Below are 18,290 nucleotides of genomic sequence, written 5' to 3' on the forward strand. Positions count from 1 at the left end.
CGGCCGCGTGCCGACTTGTGTCATTCAGGTTGTAGAGAGGAATAGGCTGTGCCTAAAAGTAAACGCGATTATTACGAAGTACTTGGCGTATCAAAAGGGGCTAGCGACGCAGAGCTTAAAACAGCTTATCGCAAATTAGCGATGAAGCATCACCCAGATCGCAACCCTGACAGCAAAACGGCTGAAGCTCAATTTAAAGAGGGAAAAGAAGCATACGAAACACTGACTGATCCAAATAAACGTGCTGCTTATGATCAGTATGGGCACGCTGGTGTAGACCCCTCAATGGGTGGCTTTGGTGGTGGTGGCTTTGCAGGCGGCGGCTTTGCAGATGCTTTCGGGGATATCTTTGGCGATATCTTTGGCCAAGGTGGTGGACGTCATGCAGGCCCCCAGGTTTATAAGGGTGCAGATCTCCGTTACAACATGGAAATCACTCTTGAGCAAGCGGCAGAGGGATACACTACTCAGATTCGAGTGCCTACCTGGAGTAGTTGCAAACCTTGTCATGGGACTGGCGCAGAACCTGGTAGCAAAGCTGAAAAATGTTCTACCTGTGACGGTCATGGTCAAGTTCGTGTTCAGCAAGGTTTCTTCTCAATGCAGCAAACTTGCCCTAAGTGTCGCGGCACGGGCGAGTACATTCCTAAGCCATGTAAAACTTGCCACGGCAGTGGTAAACATAAAGAACAAAAAACCCTTGAGATCAAAATTCCGGCAGGAATTGATGATGGTATGCGTGTGCGCTCAGTTGGAAATGGTGAACCAGGCATTAATGGTGGTCCGTCAGGCGATCTCTATGTGGAGGTGCGAGTTAAACCCCATCCAGTATTTGAACGCGATGGCAGTGACTTGCATGTCCAAATGCCGATTTCATTTGCCAACGCTACGATTGGTGGGGAAATCGAAGTCCCTACTTTATCGGGGCGCGTTGAGTTTCCAGTTCCAGAAGGAACGCAAACTGGCAAAACATTCCGTTTACGCAATAAAGGTATTAAAGGTTTACGTTCATCATTGGTAGGCGATCTTTTTGTCCACATTGTGGTCGAGACGCCGATCAAATTAACGGATGAACAGAGAAAATTACTACAAAAGTTTGATGAAAGTCTTAAGTCTGGTGGGGATAAACACAGCCCACAACAAAAAGGCTGGTTCGAGGGTGTAAAGAGTTTTTTTAGTTAATTAACCTGCAAAGCCATATTCGGGTCCGGGGAATTTTCCGGACTTCACTTCTCTTATATAGGCTTTAATAGCAGCCTCCACCGAGTGACGACCTTCCATGAAGTTTTTGACGAACTTCGGTGGTTTTCCGGGACTAATACCCAACATATCTTGTAGAACTAATACTTGGCCAGAACAATCTGGGCCAGCACCAATACCAATAGTAGGGATATGAAGTTCTGCTGTAATTCTTTTTCCTAGCGTTGAAGGAATTGCCTCTAGAACAACCATTTGCGCCCCAGCATGTTGGCAAGCAAGTGCTTGCTCGAGCATGATGCTTGCTGAGTCCTTTGACTTTCCTTGTACTTTATAGCCACCTAAAAGATGGACTGATTGAGGAAGTAATCCAAGGTGAGCGCAAACGGGAACGCTACGTTCTACTAAGTACTGAATGATTTCTACTTGCCATGGACCACCACCTTCCAGTTTCACCATATCAGCACCAGCACGCATGAGTTCTGAGGCAGACTCCAAAGCTTGCACTGGATCACCGTAGCTAGCAAAGGGTAAATCAGCAATCAAGAAGGCATGTGAGTTAGCGCGGGCAACACATTCGGTGTGATAGGCCATCTGACCAATCGTTACAGGAGTTGTGCTGGTGTGGCCTTGAATCACATTGCCCAATGAATCCCCGATCAGGATGACTTCCATGTCGCAACGATTCAGCAGCGCAGACATCGTAGAGTCATATGCTGTGAGCATACAAATTTTTTCACCCTCAGCGTGCATCGCTAGGAGTTTAGTAATCGAGATTGGCTTTTCGCCCTGTAAATAACCCATGGCGAGAGTTTAATGAATTAATGCGTCGATTGGCTATAAACAGTCTTTTCCCCGCAATTACAGTTGCGGCAGGGGAGTTTTTCAATACGTTGGTCTGCTACTTTGGGTAAATAGGTCTTTAATTCGCCAAAGTGAGGTAGAAAGAAATTAGGAGAAATTTCAAGAAGGGGTAACAATACAAAAGAGCGTTCTGTGATCCTGGGGTGCGGCAGTATGAGCTCAGTTTCATTTTGTGTGACGCCCTCAAAGTGCAAGATATCGAGGTCAAGTGTTCTCGGGGCATTAGCATAGGGACGCTCCCGACCAAATTCTTGTTCGACTGCTTGGCAAATATGTAAGAGCCCATAAGGCGTGAGTTGCGTTTCAATTTGAATGACTGAATTGATGTAGTCACCACCAAGGGCCTCTACAGGAGCGCTTTGATAGAAACAACTCTTGTTTAGGATTTGTAATTCGCAGCGTTGAGCAAGACAGATGATTGCGTCAGTGATCAGTTGACGCGTATCGCCGATGTTCCCGCCAAATCCAATATATGCACGTGCCATATTTTTCCAAACCTAAGATAAAACTACTTTACAGAAATTTCTAAAAACTTGCTTAGCTTGGAGTATTTTCGCTAGGGCTGGCTGTAGTGGCAGATTTAGGCTTCCTTCGACGGCGTTTCTTGAGGGGTGATGCACTGTTACCCACCTCATTTTTGGCGCTGGCCATCAAAGCCTCTTGTCCATTTGGGTCTGCGGCGATAAAGTCTGTCCACCATTGCCCTAGAACAGTATCTCTTTCCCCTGTGGCACAACGCAGTAGGAGGAAGTCATAACCCGCCCTGAAACGGGGGGATTCTATTAAGCGGTATGGATAACGACCTACCCGCTTTTCGAAACGGGGTTGCATAGACCAGATTTCACACATGTCACTCTCAAAGCGACGATGAATGGTAATCGCGCTACTTTGGGTGGCAATCGTATCGTCCATCGCATCTTGTAAGGCTGGAATATTGGCCATACCGTTTGCTAAGTTGGCATTCCAATTTCTGAGAAGATCGGGCCAAAGCAATGTGGCGAACAGAAATCCTGCAGAAACACTCTTGCCGGATTGGATTCGTTGATCAGTGTTGGCTAGTGCTAGCTTAACGAATTGATTAGCCTCTTTGGAATCTTCACTACTATCAAGGATGTGATCAAGCAGGGGTAACAGGCCGTGATGTAAGCCTGCATCACGTAAACCTTGAATGGCTGCCCAAGAATAGCCAGACATTAAGAGCTTCAGAATTTCATCAAAGAGTCGTGCAGAGGGAACATCTTGTAGTAGCGTACTGAGCTTGGTAATGGGGGAGCGTGTAGCTGCCTCTAAGCTAAAACCAGTTTTAGCGGCAAAACGAATTGCTCTGAGCATCCGTATAGGATCTTCTCGATAGCGTTTTACTGGATCACCAATCATGCGCAAAGTTTTCTTTTGGATATCGACCATGCCACCGTGATAGTCGAGCACTGTTTCAGAAGAGGGGTCGTAATACATCGCGTTGATACTAAAATCACGCCGTGTTGCATCCTCTCCTTGGGATCCCCAAACGTTATCGCGCAAAATGCGGCCACTTTCTGCAAGATGGTCACCAGCGTTATCCAGTATGGCTCTAAAGGTAGAAACTTCAATAATCTCAGGGTGGCCCTTACCAAAAAAAATAACGTGAACTATCTGAAAGCGACGACCAATCAGACGTGCTTTACGAAATAATTTTTGCACTTGATCTGGGGTGGCATTGGTTGCCACATCGAAATCTTTTGGACCAATACCTAACACTAAATCACGTACCGCACCTCCAACAATAAATGCTTCATAACCAGCTTGTTGCAAGGTATCAGTCACTTTTACCGCATTCTTGGAGAGTAAGTGAGGGTCAATACGATGTGTTTTTTTGGGGATACGTTTGGGTGCCCCTGTATTGTTTGCTTGTGTATGCTTGACCATCGGGTCACGACGCAAGATCCGCTTAATAAATTTAGTGATCATGCAAATAACTCAAGGATAGGCCAGTGACGTTTCTGAGCTTCACTACGCAAACGATCATCAGGATTAGTAGCAACAGGGTGGCTGACTTTCTCAAGTAAAGGTAAATCATTCATTGAATCAGAATAAAAATAACTACGCGCCAGGGTGTCCAATGAAAGTTGCTTACTAGAAAGCCAGTTGTGCAAATTCAGAATCTTGCCTTCCCGAAAATTGGGAATGCCCAGGACTTCACCAGTAAAAGTCGCTAGTGGGTGATCTGAGATAGTGACTGGCTCGGTAGCAATAAGGTGTTCAATGCCAAAGCTTTCCACAATTGGGCGCGTCACAAAGCTGTTTGTGGCAGTGATAACGCAGCATAAATCTCCAGCATCTTGATGGTGTTTCACTAAATCAATCGCTTTCTGGCGTAACTGCCCATGAATCACTTCCTTCATAAAAGCATCGTGCCATTCCTTCAATTGCTCACGTGAATGTTGGGATAAGGGCTTTAAGGCAAATCGTAAAAATTCATGGATATCCAGTTTGCCGTCTTTATAGTCTTGGTAGAAGCGCTCATTTTTTGTGGCGTAGTCATTGCCATCCACGACGCCCATGCGAACAAGAAATTGACCCCATTCGTAATCGCTATCGCAGGGTAAAAGAGTGTGATCTAAATCGAAGAGGGCTAATTGGGTCACAAATTCAATATTGAGTAAATAATTATGGCTGCAAAAGCTCACGCACCAGCGGCAAGGTTACAGCACGTTTTGTTTCTAGTGAATAAGCGTCTAAAGCATCCATTAAGGCCATTAAATTAGGCATATCGCGGTAGAAACGGCTTAACAACCAAGGCAATACATCTGGCGATAACACTAGACCACGGGCTTGTGCCGCTTGCTCTAATGCTTGCAGTTTCGCATCATCATCCAAGAGTTCCGTTTGGAATACCAAGCCCCATCCTAGGCGAGTACGCAGGTCCTCTCTAATCTCTAGAACTGCAGGCGCTGCTTTGCCGACCATAAAAATATGGATTGCTTTGCTGGCTTGCACTCCATTGAGGATGCGAAACAGAGAGCCAACTAAACGCTCATCCAGGCGATCGACATCATCTACCGTAATCACTGAAGGAATATCACTTTCTGTGAGCAGATTCATTTTTTCTTCCAGACGGACCCAAGCGGTAGGTTCATGAGGCCCCAAAGAAAAATAGTCAAACCCAGCCTGGGCAGCAGCATTTGCGATGGCTACTAGTAGATGCGTGCGTCCAGATCCCTCTGGTCCCCACCAATAAATCCAGCGTTGATTTAGAGAATTATTTTGGGCTGCCTTAGATTGTTGATGCCATGACTGACTCAAGTCTTGAAGCGTAGAGATCAAAGCTCGGTCTTTGCCTGGTAGGTAGTTTTCTAGACTAGCTTTAGGTGTGTGACTAATATCTAAAGCAAATTGTTTAGGAAGCGGAGTTTTATTCATTACAACGAAAATCTATTTTTGATACCAAGAGCTTTTGGTGTAAAGAGACCATGCATATTGAACTAAGACCATACTAACGGCGCTGATTGGGAGTGCTAGCAGTACTCCAAAAAATCCAAACAACTTTCCAAAAAATAACAAAGCAAAAAGCACACCGACGGGGTGCAAGCCAATCCGCTCACCTACCAAGCGAGGTGTTAAGAAAAAGCCTTCTATGAATTGACCCAATCCAAAAACCGCTAGTACGCCAATAATCTCAGGGCCTGGCCCAAATTGAAGAAGCGCAGATAAGGTTGCCAGAGTAAGACCAATCGCAATACCAACATACGGAATAATGATCATTAGGGCTGTAAATACGCCCAGTGCAGCAGCTCCTTTGATGCCAACCAAACTAAGACCGGCACTGTAAAAAATAGCCATGATCGAAATCACAATTAACATGCCGCGCAAGTATTGGGATAGCAAACCATCGGTATGCATTGCAAGGTGGAGCACAGTTTCTTGCGCGCGCGCAGGAACAGCTTTTTTAATCAATGAAAAAAACTGATCCCAGTCAATCAGTAAATAGAACATGACAAAAATAATCAGCACCGCATTAACAAAGCCTGCGATGACTGAGCTTCCCGATACCAGGACTGTACTAATGGTGGTGTTGATGAGAGCGTCGGCATTCTCATTAATATGCGTAGTAATTTTTTGCGTGACATTGACCTTAAGAGCGCTCCAGTCAATATTCATGTGCAACTCTTCGAGTTTTGGGCTCAGCCAAGACTGGGTATTGGCTATCCATTCTGGGAGTTGGGTTTTGAGTAGCGGGATTTCGTATTTGAGCAGACTGATCAGTAGGCTGAAAATGAAAATAATCAGTCCTAAGCCAATCAGCATGGAGATGAGGGCAGCTAGCGCACGCGGGATGCGATGGGTCTCAAGCCATAGGCAAACAGGGCGTAAGGTATACGCCAGAATGAATGCAGCCAGAAAAGGGGTAAAAATTTCAGCCATTGCTTGTAATCCTCTAGAATTCAATGATTCTACTGACCCAGTAGCATTTTTTACTAAAATTCTGACTCAAATATGACTTCTTCAAGCAATTCCCCATCAAAAGGCCTTTCCTACCGTGACGCTGGCGTCGATATTGATGCGGGGGACGCTCTAGTCGACCGCATTAAGCCTTTGGCCAAGAAAACCATGCGGGAGGGTGTTTTAGCTGGAATTGGTGGTTTTGGAGCACTTTTTGAGCTTCCTAAGCACTACAAAGAGCCTGTCTTGGTTTCAGGAACTGACGGTGTAGGAACCAAACTTCGTTTGGCTTTCGAGTGGAATCGGCATGACACGATTGGCCAAGATCTAGTGGCGATGAGCGTGAACGATATTTTGGTCCAAGGTGCTGAGCCACTCTTTTTCTTAGATTATTTTGCATGCGGCAAATTGACCGTTGATACTGCCGCAACAGTTGTGGGCGGAATTGCTAAAGGTTGCGAGTTATCAGGCTGCGCACTCATTGGTGGTGAAACTGCAGAAATGCCTGGTATGTATCCGCCAGGCGAATATGATCTTGCAGGATTTACTGTGGGTGCGGTCGAGAAATCTAAAATTATTACTGGTGCCCGTATTGTTCCGGGCGACACCATCTTGGCAATTGGATCCAGTGGCGCACACTCCAATGGTTACTCATTGGTGAGAAAAATAATTGAGCGTGCTGGCGCAAAACCAAGTGATGACTTGGGTGGCCGGCCATTAGGTGATGTAGTGATGGCGCCCACCGAAATTTATGTCAAGCCACTTTTAAAGCTTATTACAGAAATTGACGTTAAAGGAATGGCTCATATTACTGGCGGTGGCTTAGTAGATAACGTGCCACGTGTTCTCCCAGAAAATACGCAAGCTGTCTTGCACCGTGATAGCTGGCAAATGCCTGAACTCTTCCGTTGGTTGCAAATGAAGGGCGGCGTAGCGGATGCTGAAATGGTGCGCGTATTTAACTGCGGCATTGGCATGGTGGTGATAGTGTCACCAGATCAAGCAGACGCAGCAATCAAATCATTGACTACTCAAGGCTTAAAAGCCTGGACTGTAGGAGAGGTAGTAGAGCGTCCTCAAGACGCCCCACAAACCATCGTCATTTAATGAGATTGTAAATTCACTTTGCAGTAATCTAGAGCGGCCCCAAGTCCATCCGGATGAAACGGGTCGAAGGTTTTTCTGCCGGTGATTGCTCTTAGCCAAGTGAGTTGGCGCTTTCCAAGCTGACGAGTAGCGGCTAATGCTTTGTAACGCATTTGGTCCGAATCAATTTGCCCATCGAGGTATTCCCAAACTTGGCGATAGCCTACCGAGCGAATCGCTGGAAGGTCGGCATGCAATGAAGCATTTTGTTTCAGTTTTTCTACTTCCTCTATCAGGCCGCTACTCAACATTTCATCAAAACGTTTTTTTAGATTGAGATGGAGTCTTGCCCGATCACTCGGTTCGAGAGAAACCAACTTAATCCAGGACGGAATGACTGAGCCCTCTCGACCATCATCGCTCGGCGCTTCAGCAAGCAGTGCCGACATTGGTTTGCCGGTAATTTCAAATACCTCAAGGGCACGCTGCACACGTTGTGAGTCATTTGGTTTTAGGCGTACGGCCGTCACAGCGTCTACCGTTGATAAAAGCTCATGCATTGCAGGCCAACCCATTTCCTTTGCCTGCTCCTCAAGCCTTGCTCGAATTTCAATATTTGCTGGGGGTAGTGAAGATAGGCCATGTGCCCATGCTCGCCAATACAACATTGTTCCACCAACAACAACCGGGATATTGCCTCTATTCCGAATCTCTTCGCAAAGTCGTTTTGCATCCTTAGCAAAACGGGCTGCTGAATAGACCTCACTCGGTTCAAGGATGTCGATTAGGTGATGTGCTACCAATTTTTGTTCTGCTTTGGTGGGTTTAGCGCTACCAATATCAAGTCCGCGATAAACCAGCGCAGAGTCCATGCTAATCAGCTCAATCGTTAGTCCAATAGTTTTCGCATATTCAGCCAAAGACATGGCTAGATGCGTTTTGCCTGCGCCAGTAGGTCCAACGATGCAGATGGTTGGATAGGGCTCAGGAGATTGCATCGGCTGAATGTAGGGTTCAGTTTGCATTCCTCATTATAAGAGCCTGCCAATACAAATTAGTGCAGTTTGGTTTGGCTTTCTAGAGTGGCAATATGCTCGCGAATATCTCCAGCATCCTCTGCTTCAGGGGCCTTGCTGAGATAGCGATGCATATCATCTAGTGCAGGGCGGAAGTATTCCAGCTGAGCAAAAATCAAGCCTCGATCCCGAATTTCCTCAATCGAGTCAGGCAGTAGGATCACTAAGCGTTCTTGGACACCTAGCAGACGCTCCCAGCGCTCATGCTCCGAGTAGATCATTTTGAGGTTTCTTAAAAAACGCGACATAATTTCTCGAGAGCTAGAGGCGCGCAAGAATACATTCAGTGGCAAGCCCAACTCGCCACGATAGCCTTTGGCATCAAGATAGGGGTCAAGCATTTCCTGTAACTGATTCTTCGAAAGTGATTTACCAGTAAGGGGATCTAAGATCACTTCTCCTTGTTGCAAGGAGATCCGCATCATGAAGTGATTTGGAAAAGAAACTCCCCGAATCTTCAAACCAATTTGATTGCCAAGCTCCATCATTAATATCGCTAATGAAATGGGAATACCTCTACGATTTTCAAGAATGTAATGTAGATAAGAATTTTCTGGCGCATAAAAATCATTGGGGTTAGGGCCGAAACCTAACTCTGTATAAAAGAAGTGCTTAAGAATTTGCAAGCGTTGCATCGGAGAAGTGTCTGGAGTAATTCGCGTTTTAAGTTTATTACCCATCTTATCAATCTGATCGAGCACGCCTTGAACATCTAAATCTGGATAGGCATGTTGGGCGACTGCGATAACAGCCTCAGTTAGAGGCAGGTGCTCGTCTTCGGCAACTAAAGAAGTGAAATAGTCGAGTTGTTGTGTTGGCATACATGCTATTTTGCATGACGTAAGAATTTTTGCCAGCGAATTCCGACCAAAACCAGTGCACCAAAGTAGGCAATGGCCGCCAATGCTAGCCACGCGGCCAGCAAGCCAATTCGGGTCCAGGGTTCTGCCTGCAGGGCGATCCAGTTATGGGCACTAGCAGCATAAAAAAGTACCCCAGCAAAGGGAATCAGCGCTAAAAACAGTTGACCTAAGTATTTGGCCCAAGCGGCGCTTGGAAGGGCGTCCTTTCGATGAAGTCCGATCCATAAAAGCGCTGCGTTTAAGCACGCTCCTGTGCCAACTGATAGGGCTAATCCAGCATGTCCAAACCAAGGTACAAATGCCAGGTTAGCTAATTGTGTGGCTACAAGTACGATCAAGCCAATTTTGACTGGAGTTCGTATATCTTGGCGAGAATAAAAACCGGGCGCCAAAATTTTTACCAAGATCAAGCCAATTAAACCAACGCCATAGGCAGCTAAAGCCTGCTGTGTCATCAACACATCGAAGGCGCTAAATTTTCCATAGTGATACAAAACTGCTGCAATAGGTTCTCCAAAAAGAAAGAGAGCAATGGCGCAAGGGGCTGCTAATAGGAATGTCAGTTGTAAACCCCAGATGAGTAATTCACCGGCATGAACTAAATCATTTTTAGCATTAGCTTTGCTTAAGCTTGGCAAAAGCACGGTACCCAAGGCAACCCCAAGTAGTGCAGTCGGAAACTCCATCAAGCGATCAGCATACGAGAGCCAAGATACGCTTCCAGTCTGTAAGCGTGAAGCAATGTTGGTATTAATGATTAAGGAAATTTGTGCCACAGAGACTGCGAAGACTGCGGGCCCCATGAGCTTTAAAACACGTCTTGCATCTTGGTTGTGCACTGCTGATTTAATGGCAGCAGGTAATAAACCGATGCGCGGCAAAAGTCCTAAGCGCGAGAGTGCAGGAATTTGAATCGCCAATTGCAAGAAGCCACCTATAAGTACGCCAATGCCCAGAGCGTAAATGGGTTGCTCAAGATGCGGGGCCAATAAGATGGCACTCCCAATTAAAGCGAGGTTGAGTAAAACAGGGGTGAAGGCTGGAATCGCAAAACGGCCAAAGGTATTCAGAATTCCAGCAGAAAGCGACACCAGTGAAATCAGTCCAATATAAGGGAACATGATGCGGGTCATGACAACGCTGGCCTCATAAGCAGGCCCGCCACTAAAGCCTGTAGCAATCACCAGAATGAGCACTGGGGCGCCAATGACCCCAAGTAGTACCGTCAGTAGTAAAGCCCAAAATAAGAGGGTGGCGACGGCATTTACGAGGATTTGAGCCTGCTTTTGATCGCCATTGCTGGAAATTTCACCCAAAATGGGCACAAAAGCCTGGGAAAAGGCTCCTTCGGCAAATAAGCGACGCAAGAGGTTCGGTAGTCTAAAAGCCACATTAAAGGCATCGGTCCACTCGGATGCGCCAAAGTTTCGAGCGATCAAAGTCTCCCTTAGAAGGCCCGTAATACGGGATAGCATCGTCAGGGAGCTAACTTTGGCAGCAGCAGAAAGCAAGTTCATGAGCCGATTTTCCCCTATTTATCATGCAACTGGGCTTTTTTGCCCCTTTACTGTAAAATCTTGGGTTTTGGTGAGCTGGCTTACAAATCCGGCAAGTCCGACAAGATTTTCAACTAATCGTATTTAGCAATTTATAGAGGCAAGGTTTAAAGATGGCCAATACAGCACAAGCGCGTAAGCGCGCACGCCAGGCAGTAAAACAGAACGATCACAATTCCAGCTTGCGTTCGAAGCTCCGCACTTCTATCAAGGCAGTGCGCAAAGCGATCGAAACTGGTGATAAAGCTGCTGCAGCGAAAGTATTCTCAGCAACTCAGGCAACAATCGACAAGATTGCTGACAAAAAGATTGCTCACAAAAATACTGCAGCACGTCAGAAGTCACGTTTATCAGCCGCTATTAAGGCGATGGCAGCGTAATTCAGTAATTGTTTTAGGCTGGTCGAAGTAGTTTCGACCTAAGCCCGCTCCTGATCAGAGCGGGTTTTTGTTTTTAGGGCTAGGTTTGGGGTTTGGGTTCAAACTCACACGCCTCTTCGATCGTCAGACTGTTATCTTTGGCAAAGTTCATGACAAAGTCTAACGCTCTGGGATCGAGATCACCTAGCCTGGTATCAATAACAACGCATTTCACTGTAGCAATCAGGATGGGTCTGACGTAGGGTGAATAAGTGAAGCGAGGGTCTCCAGAATCTCCTGGAGGGCGAAAAGTAGCCATTACCCCGCAAAGACGCTCCGCCCAATCGCTGGGTCTAAATGGCTTGCCAGAAGTTGTAATACCTTGAATGAAAAGCTTTTTAGGGTTCAAGTTGGTGTCAAGGTCGTGGTAGAAATAAGTGGTACTAAGCCCTCTAGCTTAACAGCCTGAGTTGGCCGTAAGATGACTTAAGAATCTATTTTCGTGCAGTCGAAAGCTTTGAAAAAAATGCAATCCAAAACTTTAGTAGAAAGCTCAACGATGACATCTCTGGCAAAGCCACCAGTGCCTGGTCAGGTGAAGCACTACCTGCAATTCTCCGACCTTAACCGTCAAGAGTATGACTACTTGCTGAAAAGAACAGCCTGGCTCAAGGCTAAATTCAAAAGTTATGAGACTTGGCATCCATTGCATGATCGGACCTTGGCAATGATTTTTGAGAAACATTCCACTCGTACACGTTTGTCTTTTGAGGCTGGTATTCATCAGCTTGGGGGTCAAGCTGTATACCTCAACACCAGAGATACTCAGTTAGGCCGTGGCGAGCCTGTAGAGGACGCTGCACAAGTCATATCGAGGATGACGGACATCATTATGATTCGGACCTTCGGTCAAGACATCATCGATCGTTTCGCAGCTAATTCACGGGTTCCCGTCATTAATGGTTTAACCAATGAGTTTCATCCTTGCCAGGTCTTGGCAGATATCTTTACTTATGTGGAAGCGCGTGGACCTATTCAAGGAAAAACAGTGGCCTGGGTCGGTGATGCCAACAATATGGCGTATACCTGGATTCAAGCCGCAGAATGTTTAGACTTCCAGTTTCATTTCTCAGCCCCAGAAGGTTATCAGTTAGACACTTCGCGCTTGACAGCAAAGTCAGCCCAGCATTTAACTGTTTATGCAGACCCTAGAGAAGCTTGTAAGGGTGCTGACTTAGTGAGCACGGATGTATGGACTAGCATGGGTTATGAAGCTGAAAACACATCACGTATGAGCGCCTTTAAAGATTGGATGGTCGATGAAGAATTGATGGCTTTGGCAAAACCAGATGCTTTGTTTATGCACTGCCTGCCTGCTCATCGAGGCGAGGAAGTATCTGCTGGAGTCATTGATGGCCCACAAAGTATTGTTTGGGTAGAGGCGGAGAATCGTTTGCATGTGCAAAAAGCCTTGATGGAGTATTTGCTTTGCGGGCGTTTAGAGTAAATTACTTTGATTATTTTTTTGATTGAATAGAAAACATGTCTGAAATTAAAAAAGCAGTATTGGCTTATTCGGGTGGTCTAGACACTAGCGTGATCTTGAAGTGGCTTCAAGATACTTATGGTTGTGAGATTGTGACATTCACGGCTGACTTAGGTCAGGGAGAAGAATTAGAGCCAGCGCGCGCTAAGGCGCTGCAGTTTGGGATCAAGCCCGAGAATATTTTTATTGATGATCTACGTGAAGAATTTGTCCGTGATTTTGTATTTCCGATGTTTCGTGCCAACACAATCTATGAGGGTGAGTATTTGTTGGGCACATCCATTGCACGCCCATTAATTGCTAAGCGTCAAATTGAAATCGCGCGTTTAACTGGTGCTGACGCTGTATCTCACGGCGCTACCGGAAAAGGTAATGATCAAGTTCGCTTTGAATTAGGCTATTACGCTCTTGAACCGGGAATTAAAGTAATTGCCCCATGGCGTGAATGGGATCTGCTCTCCCGTGAAAAACTGATGGCCTATGCAGAAAAGCACGGTATTCCAGTCGAGATGAAACACAAGCAAGGCGGCTCACCCTATTCCATGGATGCCAACTTATTGCATATTAGTTATGAGGGCCGTCATTTAGAAAACCCCAATGCGGAAGCCGAAGAAGCCATGTGGCGTTGGACTGTTTCTCCTGAGAGGGCTCCAGATGCTCCAGAGATTATTGAGATTGAATTTAAGGCAGGTGATCCGATTGCTATCAACGCTAAAGCCTACAAACCGCATGAGTTATTAGCCGAACTCAATCGTATTGGCGGCATGCATGGTATTGGCCGTTTGGATTTGGTAGAAAACCGTTTTGTTGGCATGAAGAGCCGTGGTTGCTATGAAACTCCTGGGGGCACAATTTTATTAAAGGCGCACCGCGGTATTGAGAGCATTACCCTTGATCGCGAAGTAGCTCATCTCAAAGACGACCTGATGCCACGCTATGCTAGCCTGATTTATAACGGCTTGTGGTGGTCTCCGGAGCGCGTTGCCTTACAAACCTTAATCGACCATACCCAACAAATGGTAAATGGTGTTGTTCGTCTAAAGCTTTACAAAGGTTCTGCTTCTGTCATTTCAAGAGATTCAGCCAATACTTTGTTCGATCAAAATATCGCTACCTTTGATGATGATGGCGGCGCTTATAACCAGGCTGATGCTGGCGGCTTTATAAAGCTCAATGCTCTACGTATGCGCATTGCAGAAATTGCTAAACGTAAGCGTGCCCGGAAATAATCAAACCCTATTTTTCAGTTAGAGGATATTCAGATGCAATTTGATCAAGTTTCAGTAGGCAAAAAAGCCAATGTATTTTTTGATGGCAAGTGTGTATCTCATACAGTTACTTTGCCTAATGGGATTCGGAAGTCAGTAGGTGTTGTATTGCCTAGTACCTTGCGTTTTGACCTCAGTACTAAAGAAAGCATGGAGGTCGTCGACGGCAATGCTTTTGTCAGTATTAATGGTGCTCCTGAGCAGGAGTTCAAGGCAGGCCAGAGCTGGGAAGTGGAAAAGGGCGGTTACTTCATCATCCGCGCTGAACAACCCGTCCATTATGTTTGCCACTTTGAATAAATAAAGCCATCAAGCCACGTGCCAAATACAATGCAGACCAAGGTCTGCGTTTTTTATTATCTGTTATTACTTATCTCTTGGGCAGCCCAGTAATGACGCTGCCGGGTATGATGACTCGTTCTGAGAACCACTGTTTGTTCATCTCCAAGGCATACCGTACAGTAGCTTTAGGGCAATGATTAGTAGTGGTGTCAGCTTGCATTTCTTCGATGTTCACAATCTTTCCATCGTCAGCAATGAAGGCAATGGAAAGGGGAATCTTCGTGTTATTCATCCAAAAACAGTGTGATGCCTTTTGCTCAAATACAAATAACATCCCTGAATTGGTTGGCATACTGGTGCGATTCATTAAACCATTTTCTCTTGCCTTGGGTGTATCAGCTAGCTCGGCTTGTATCCGATAGATACCGGTTTTTAATTCAACTGTGGGCAAACCAGTGTTGACCTGTGCCAGTAAAACTCCAGGACAGATAAAAGAAAGAGCGATAAATAGTTTGCCTAGGTATTGGTTCGGTGTATGCATCTTGTCTATTTTAAGTGAGGCAAATCGCAGGCGAAAAAAAACCCAGGAACAAGTCCTGGGTTTTCGATAGTGATCTAAGGACGATTAAGCCGCTTGGATATTAGTAGCTTGCTTGCCTTTAGGGCCTTGGGTAATGTCAAACGTTACCTTTTGGTTTTCCTTAAGGGTTTTAAACCCAGGCATAGTAATTGCGCTGAAATGCGCGAACAACTCTTCTTCACCATCATCAGGTTTGATAAAGCCAAAACCTTTTGCATCATTGAACCACTTAACAATTCCGGTCGCCATGCGAACTCCATTACATAAACTTAAAACAACCGTGATGAGGGTAAATACTTTTTAATCAGTCTCGCTCCACAACACGCCTCAATAGGTCCTTAATAAAGGCCTACCCCCCGATTGTTTGCCCTTTTTGGAGGGGTGTCAAGGATTTATATGAGATTCCTCCTTAGTAATTACCCCTTTTTTTATCGAAAAATGCCCCAATATGTCATTAATAGGGGTTTTTGCGGGGTTTCCGCAACAAGACCCTAGTCAGTAAAAGTTTTCATATCTGTGTTTAGAATGTTTCTCATGAGTCGCGCAACTAAAACCCCCAATACTGGAAATCCTGTAAATCCTTATATCGAGGATACGATCCTGCTCGAAAAGCAGGCAGAAAAAGTAAAAGTACCATCGATGTATAAAGTATTGTTATTGAATGATGATTACACCCCAATGGAATTTGTAGTTATGGTGATTCAAGAGTATTTTAAAAAAGATTATGAAACTGCTACACGCATTATGTTGCAAGTACATTTAGCTGGTAAAGGCGTTTGCGGAGTATTTACCCGTGACGTTGCTGCCACCAAAGTACATCAAGTCGTCGAATTATCCCGTGAAGCGGGCCACCCACTACAGTGCACTATGGAGGAAGCATGATTGCCCAAGAATTAGAAGTAAGTTTGCACATGGCATTTGTTGACGCAAGAGCTTCACGTCACGAATTTATTACGGTGGAACATTTGTTGGCAGCGTTACTCGATAACGCTACTGCTGTTGAGGTACTTAAAGCTTGTGCGGTGAATATTGCAGAGCTACGCGCACAGCTGAAAAATTTCATTAATGACAATACTCCGGTTGTGCCAGGTACAGACGAAGTGGATACACAACCAACGCTGGGATTTCAGCGCGTCATTCAGCGCGCCATCATGCATGTGCAATCGACATCTAATGGAAAAAAAGAAGTCACTGGTGCCAATGTCCTGGTGGCAATATTTGGTGAGAAAGATTCTCATGCGGTTTACTTCTTGCAACAGCAGGGCGTGACTCGTTTAGATGTAGTGAACTTTATTAGCCATGGTGTGCGCAAAGATCAGGCAGAGCAGGTTAAGCCTGCTGACACAACACAAGAAGCGGAAGAGTCGGCTTCTTCAGGTAAGGAAAGTCCGCTAGATCAATATACTCAGAATCTAAACGTACTGGCTCGCCAAGGCAAGATTGATCCACTGATTGGTCGTGATAGCGAAGTCGAGCGCGTAATACAAGTTTTGTGTCGTCGTCGCAAAAATAATCCCCTCTTAGTCGGTGAGGCTGGTGTTGGTAAGACTGCAATTGCTGAAGGCCTAGCATGGCGCATTGTTAAAGGGGACGTTCCCGATATCCTGGCCAATGCCACTGTGTACTCGCTAGATATGGGTGCTCTCTTAGCGGGTACTAAATATCGTGGAGATTTTGAGCAGCGTCTCAAGAGTGTTTTGAAGTCTTTAAAAGACCATACGCATGGTGTTTTATTTATTGATGAAATCCATACTTTGATCGGCGCTGGCGCTGCCTCTGGCGGAACCTTGGATGCAAGTAACTTATTAAAGCCTGCTTTATCTAATGGCCAGCTGAAATGTATTGGTGCAACTACTTTCACTGAATATCGTGGAATTTTTGAAAAAGATGCCGCTCTGTCACGTCGCTTTCAGAAGGTCGAGGTGGTTGAGCCAACCGTTGATCAGACTGTCCAAATTCTTCGGGGGCTTAAGTCTCGCTTTGAAGAGCATCACAGTGTTAAGTATGCCTCTGCCGCTTTAGTGGCTGCTGCAGAGCTTTCTTCCCGTTATATCAATGACCGTCATTTGCCAGATAAGGCCATTGATGTGATTGATGAGGCAGGTGCTGCACAGCGCATTTTGCCAAAGTCTAAGCAAAAGAAAACGATTGGCCGTCCAGAGATCGAGGAGATCGTTGCCAAAATTGCTCGCATCCCTCCTCAATCGGTTACCAATGATGACCGTAGTAAATTGCAGACCTTAGATCGCGACATCAAGAGTGTGGTTTTTGGTCAAGATCCTGCTATTGAGGCTTTGGCTAGTGCCATCAAAATGACGCGCGCTGGTCTTGGAAAGATTGATCGCCCAATCGGTTCATTCTTATTCTCAGGCCCTACTGGCGTAGGTAAGACTGAGGTTGCTAAACAGCTTGCTTATATCTTGGGTATTGAGCTGCTTCGATTTGACATGTCTGAATACATGGAACGTCATGCTGTAAGCCGTTTGATTGGCGCCCCTCCAGGCTATGTTGGATTTGATCAAGGTGGTTTATTGACTGAAGCCGTCAACAAGAAACCGCATTGCGTTCTTTTGTTAGATGAAATTGAAAAAGCCCATCCTGATATTTTCAATATTCTTCTACAAGTGATGGACCATGGTACTTTGACAGATAACAATGGTCGTAAGACTGACTTCCGTAATGTCATTATTATTATGACTACTAATGCCGGCGCTGAAGCAATGCAAAAGTCGACCATCGGATTTACCAATGCTCGTGAATCTGGTGACGAGATGGTTGATATTAAGAAATTCTTCACGCCTGAGTTCCGCAATCGTTTAGATGCGATTGTTTCGTTCAAGGCGCTTGATGAAACCATCATCATGAGGGTAGTTGATAAGTTCTTAATGCAATTAGAGGAGCAATTGCACGAGAAGAAGGTAGATGCTACTTTCAGCTCCGCCTTACGGGCGCATTTAGCAAAACATGGCTTTGACCCATTAATGGGGGCTCGTCCAATGCAACGGATTATTCAAGACACTGTTCGCAAAGCGCTTGCTGATGAGCTCTTATTTGGTAAATTAGCGCAAGGTGGTCATGTGGCAGTCGATATTGATGCGGATGGCAATGTACAGCTTGAGTTTGATGCTCCCGCTCCTTCGCGTAAAGCGCCGAAGACTGATATCGCTTCAGCAGAAGAAATTTAAATCTTTAAA

The 18,290-nt window shown here is 45.6% G+C and carries 20 protein-coding genes; 8 read left to right on the top strand and 12 right to left on the bottom strand.

Annotated elements, in window-relative coordinates; genetic code table 11:
• Positions 1-48 precede the first annotated feature (48 nt).
• Positions 49-1,182: a molecular chaperone DnaJ gene (dnaJ, locus tag ABWP14_RS04860; RefSeq protein WP_353201861.1), complete on the top strand. Its 1,134-nt coding sequence runs from the start codon at positions 49-51 to the stop codon at positions 1,180-1,182.
• Here the strand turns inward: dnaJ and panB are convergent, their stop codons facing one another.
• Genes panB through ABWP14_RS04890 form a run of 6 tightly spaced genes read right to left on the bottom strand, consistent with a single transcriptional unit; the run spans position 1,183 to position 6,462 of the window.
• Positions 1,183-2,001 carry a 3-methyl-2-oxobutanoate hydroxymethyltransferase gene (panB, locus tag ABWP14_RS04865; protein WP_353201862.1) on the bottom strand — a complete coding sequence of 273 codons (819 nt, stop codon included), beginning with the start codon at positions 1,999-2,001 and terminating at the stop codon, positions 1,183-1,185.
• 17 nt (positions 2,002-2,018) lie between these two features.
• On the bottom strand, positions 2,019-2,546 hold the full coding sequence (gene folK, locus ABWP14_RS04870; protein WP_353201863.1) for a 2-amino-4-hydroxy-6-hydroxymethyldihydropteridine diphosphokinase: 528 nt from the start codon (positions 2,544-2,546) through the stop codon (positions 2,019-2,021).
• Positions 2,547-2,598: 52 nt separating this feature from the next.
• On the bottom strand, positions 2,599-4,008 hold the full coding sequence (gene pcnB, locus ABWP14_RS04875) for a polynucleotide adenylyltransferase PcnB (RefSeq protein WP_353201864.1): 1,410 nt from the start codon (positions 4,006-4,008) through the stop codon (positions 2,599-2,601).
• Positions 4,005-4,685 (bottom strand): histidinol-phosphatase, encoded by a 681-nt coding sequence (locus ABWP14_RS04880; RefSeq protein ID WP_353201915.1) that lies wholly within the window; start codon positions 4,683-4,685, stop codon positions 4,005-4,007. The genes pcnB and ABWP14_RS04880 overlap by 4 nt, the downstream gene beginning before the upstream one ends.
• A 22-nt stretch (positions 4,686-4,707) precedes the next feature.
• Entirely contained in the window at positions 4,708-5,460 is a 753-nt protein-coding gene (locus ABWP14_RS04885) for an HdaA/DnaA family protein (RefSeq protein WP_353201865.1), read from the bottom strand.
• A gap of 12 nt (positions 5,461-5,472) precedes the next feature.
• On the bottom strand, positions 5,473-6,462 hold the full coding sequence (locus ABWP14_RS04890; RefSeq protein WP_353201866.1) for an AI-2E family transporter: 990 nt from the start codon (positions 6,460-6,462) through the stop codon (positions 5,473-5,475).
• A 72-nt stretch (positions 6,463-6,534) separates the two neighbouring features.
• On the opposite strand from ABWP14_RS04890, the gene purM reads away from it, so the two are divergent.
• Positions 6,535-7,587, top strand: a complete 1,053-nt coding sequence (gene purM / locus ABWP14_RS04895; protein ID WP_353201867.1) for a phosphoribosylformylglycinamidine cyclo-ligase — start codon at positions 6,535-6,537, stop codon at positions 7,585-7,587.
• Here purM and miaA read toward each other — a convergent pair.
• From miaA to murJ, 3 genes are read right to left on the bottom strand one after another with little or no spacing between them, the layout of a single operon-like run.
• Complete coding sequence (miaA, locus tag ABWP14_RS04900; RefSeq protein ID WP_353201868.1) at positions 7,584-8,591, bottom strand: tRNA (adenosine(37)-N6)-dimethylallyltransferase MiaA; 1,008 nt, start codon at positions 8,589-8,591, stop codon at positions 7,584-7,586. The genes purM and miaA overlap by 4 nt on opposite strands.
• A 29-nt stretch (positions 8,592-8,620) precedes the next feature.
• Complete coding sequence (locus ABWP14_RS04905; RefSeq protein WP_353201869.1) at positions 8,621-9,463, bottom strand: SirB1 family protein; 843 nt, start codon at positions 9,461-9,463, stop codon at positions 8,621-8,623.
• 5 nt (positions 9,464-9,468) lie between these two features.
• Positions 9,469-11,022, bottom strand: a complete 1,554-nt coding sequence (murJ, locus tag ABWP14_RS04910; RefSeq protein WP_353201870.1) for a murein biosynthesis integral membrane protein MurJ — start codon at positions 11,020-11,022, stop codon at positions 9,469-9,471.
• A 152-nt stretch (positions 11,023-11,174) separates the two neighbouring features.
• On the opposite strand from murJ, the gene rpsT reads away from it, so the two are divergent.
• Positions 11,175-11,441 (top strand): 30S ribosomal protein S20, encoded by a 267-nt coding sequence (gene rpsT / locus ABWP14_RS04915; RefSeq protein ID WP_028819360.1) that lies wholly within the window; start codon positions 11,175-11,177, stop codon positions 11,439-11,441.
• A 79-nt stretch (positions 11,442-11,520) separates the two neighbouring features.
• On the opposite strand, the gene ABWP14_RS04920 is transcribed toward rpsT, so the two are convergent.
• Positions 11,521-11,829, bottom strand: coding sequence for a DUF3579 domain-containing protein (locus tag ABWP14_RS04920; RefSeq protein WP_353201871.1), 309 nt, complete (start codon positions 11,827-11,829; stop codon positions 11,521-11,523).
• A 150-nt stretch (positions 11,830-11,979) separates the two neighbouring features.
• Between ABWP14_RS04920 and argF the strand changes: the two genes are divergently transcribed.
• The 3 genes from argF to ppnP are packed head-to-tail and all read left to right on the top strand — an operon-like array spanning position 11,980 to position 14,534.
• Positions 11,980-12,927, top strand: a complete 948-nt coding sequence (gene argF / locus ABWP14_RS04925; protein WP_353201916.1) for an ornithine carbamoyltransferase — start codon at positions 11,980-11,982, stop codon at positions 12,925-12,927.
• Positions 12,928-12,962: 35 nt separating this feature from the next.
• Complete coding sequence (locus tag ABWP14_RS04930; protein ID WP_353201872.1) at positions 12,963-14,195, top strand: argininosuccinate synthase; 1,233 nt, start codon at positions 12,963-12,965, stop codon at positions 14,193-14,195.
• 33 nt (positions 14,196-14,228) lie between these two features.
• Positions 14,229-14,534, top strand: coding sequence for a pyrimidine/purine nucleoside phosphorylase (ppnP, locus tag ABWP14_RS04935; protein WP_353201873.1), 306 nt, complete (start codon positions 14,229-14,231; stop codon positions 14,532-14,534).
• 70 nt (positions 14,535-14,604) lie between these two features.
• Here ppnP and ABWP14_RS04940 read toward each other — a convergent pair whose 3' ends face one another.
• Both ABWP14_RS04940 and ABWP14_RS04945 read right to left on the bottom strand, forming a co-directional pair.
• Complete coding sequence (locus ABWP14_RS04940; protein WP_353201874.1) at positions 14,605-15,057, bottom strand: DUF192 domain-containing protein; 453 nt, start codon at positions 15,055-15,057, stop codon at positions 14,605-14,607.
• Positions 15,058-15,141: 84 nt separating this feature from the next.
• The gene (locus tag ABWP14_RS04945) at positions 15,142-15,345 is read right to left on the bottom strand and encodes a cold-shock protein (protein WP_011903586.1); all 204 of its coding nucleotides are present in this window, start codon (positions 15,343-15,345) and stop codon (positions 15,142-15,144) included.
• Positions 15,346-15,621: 276 nt separating this feature from the next.
• Here ABWP14_RS04945 and clpS point away from each other — a divergent pair, with 276 nt between their 5' ends.
• Together clpS and clpA are read left to right on the top strand one after the other, a co-directional pair.
• Positions 15,622-15,978 carry an ATP-dependent Clp protease adapter ClpS gene (clpS, locus tag ABWP14_RS04950; protein ID WP_353201875.1) on the top strand — a complete coding sequence of 119 codons (357 nt, stop codon included), beginning with the start codon at positions 15,622-15,624 and terminating at the stop codon, positions 15,976-15,978.
• Complete coding sequence (gene clpA / locus ABWP14_RS04955) at positions 15,975-18,281, top strand: ATP-dependent Clp protease ATP-binding subunit ClpA (RefSeq protein ID WP_353201876.1); 2,307 nt, start codon at positions 15,975-15,977, stop codon at positions 18,279-18,281. The genes clpS and clpA overlap by 4 nt, the downstream gene beginning before the upstream one ends.
• The last annotated feature ends 9 nt before the right edge of the window (positions 18,282-18,290 follow it).

Origin of the sequence: Polynucleobacter sp., from assembly GCF_040400325.1 — a bacterium.
Taxonomy (GTDB): domain Bacteria; phylum Pseudomonadota; class Gammaproteobacteria; order Burkholderiales; family Burkholderiaceae; genus Polynucleobacter.

Coding starts and splice junctions, on each gene's coding strand:
- rpsT (WP_028819360.1), top strand. CDS start 11,175: ATGGCCAATACAGCACAAGCGCGTAAGCGCGCACGCCAGGCAGTAAAA.
- purM (WP_353201867.1), top strand. CDS start 6,535: ATGACTTCTTCAAGCAATTCCCCATCAAAAGGCCTTTCCTACCGTGAC.
- folK (WP_353201863.1), bottom strand. CDS start 2,546: ATGGCACGTGCATATATTGGATTTGGCGGGAACATCGGCGATACGCGT.
- panB (WP_353201862.1), bottom strand. CDS start 2,001: ATGGGTTATTTACAGGGCGAAAAGCCAATCTCGATTACTAAACTCCTA.
- pcnB (WP_353201864.1), bottom strand. CDS start 4,008: ATGATCACTAAATTTATTAAGCGGATCTTGCGTCGTGACCCGATGGTC.
- ABWP14_RS04905 (WP_353201869.1), bottom strand. CDS start 9,463: ATGCCAACACAACAACTCGACTATTTCACTTCTTTAGTTGCCGAAGAC.
- ABWP14_RS04930 (WP_353201872.1), top strand. CDS start 12,963: ATGTCTGAAATTAAAAAAGCAGTATTGGCTTATTCGGGTGGTCTAGAC.
- murJ (WP_353201870.1), bottom strand. CDS start 11,022: ATGAACTTGCTTTCTGCTGCTGCCAAAGTTAGCTCCCTGACGATGCTA.
- miaA (WP_353201868.1), bottom strand. CDS start 8,591: ATGCAAACTGAACCCTACATTCAGCCGATGCAATCTCCTGAGCCCTAT.
- ABWP14_RS04885 (WP_353201865.1), bottom strand. CDS start 5,460: ATGAATAAAACTCCGCTTCCTAAACAATTTGCTTTAGATATTAGTCAC.
- argF (WP_353201916.1), top strand. CDS start 11,980: ATGACATCTCTGGCAAAGCCACCAGTGCCTGGTCAGGTGAAGCACTAC.
- clpS (WP_353201875.1), top strand. CDS start 15,622: ATGTTTCTCATGAGTCGCGCAACTAAAACCCCCAATACTGGAAATCCT.
- clpA (WP_353201876.1), top strand. CDS start 15,975: ATGATTGCCCAAGAATTAGAAGTAAGTTTGCACATGGCATTTGTTGAC.
- ABWP14_RS04890 (WP_353201866.1), bottom strand. CDS start 6,462: ATGGCTGAAATTTTTACCCCTTTTCTGGCTGCATTCATTCTGGCGTAT.
- ABWP14_RS04945 (WP_011903586.1), bottom strand. CDS start 15,345: ATGGCGACCGGAATTGTTAAGTGGTTCAATGATGCAAAAGGTTTTGGC.
- ppnP (WP_353201873.1), top strand. CDS start 14,229: ATGCAATTTGATCAAGTTTCAGTAGGCAAAAAAGCCAATGTATTTTTT.
- ABWP14_RS04940 (WP_353201874.1), bottom strand. CDS start 15,057: ATGCATACACCGAACCAATACCTAGGCAAACTATTTATCGCTCTTTCT.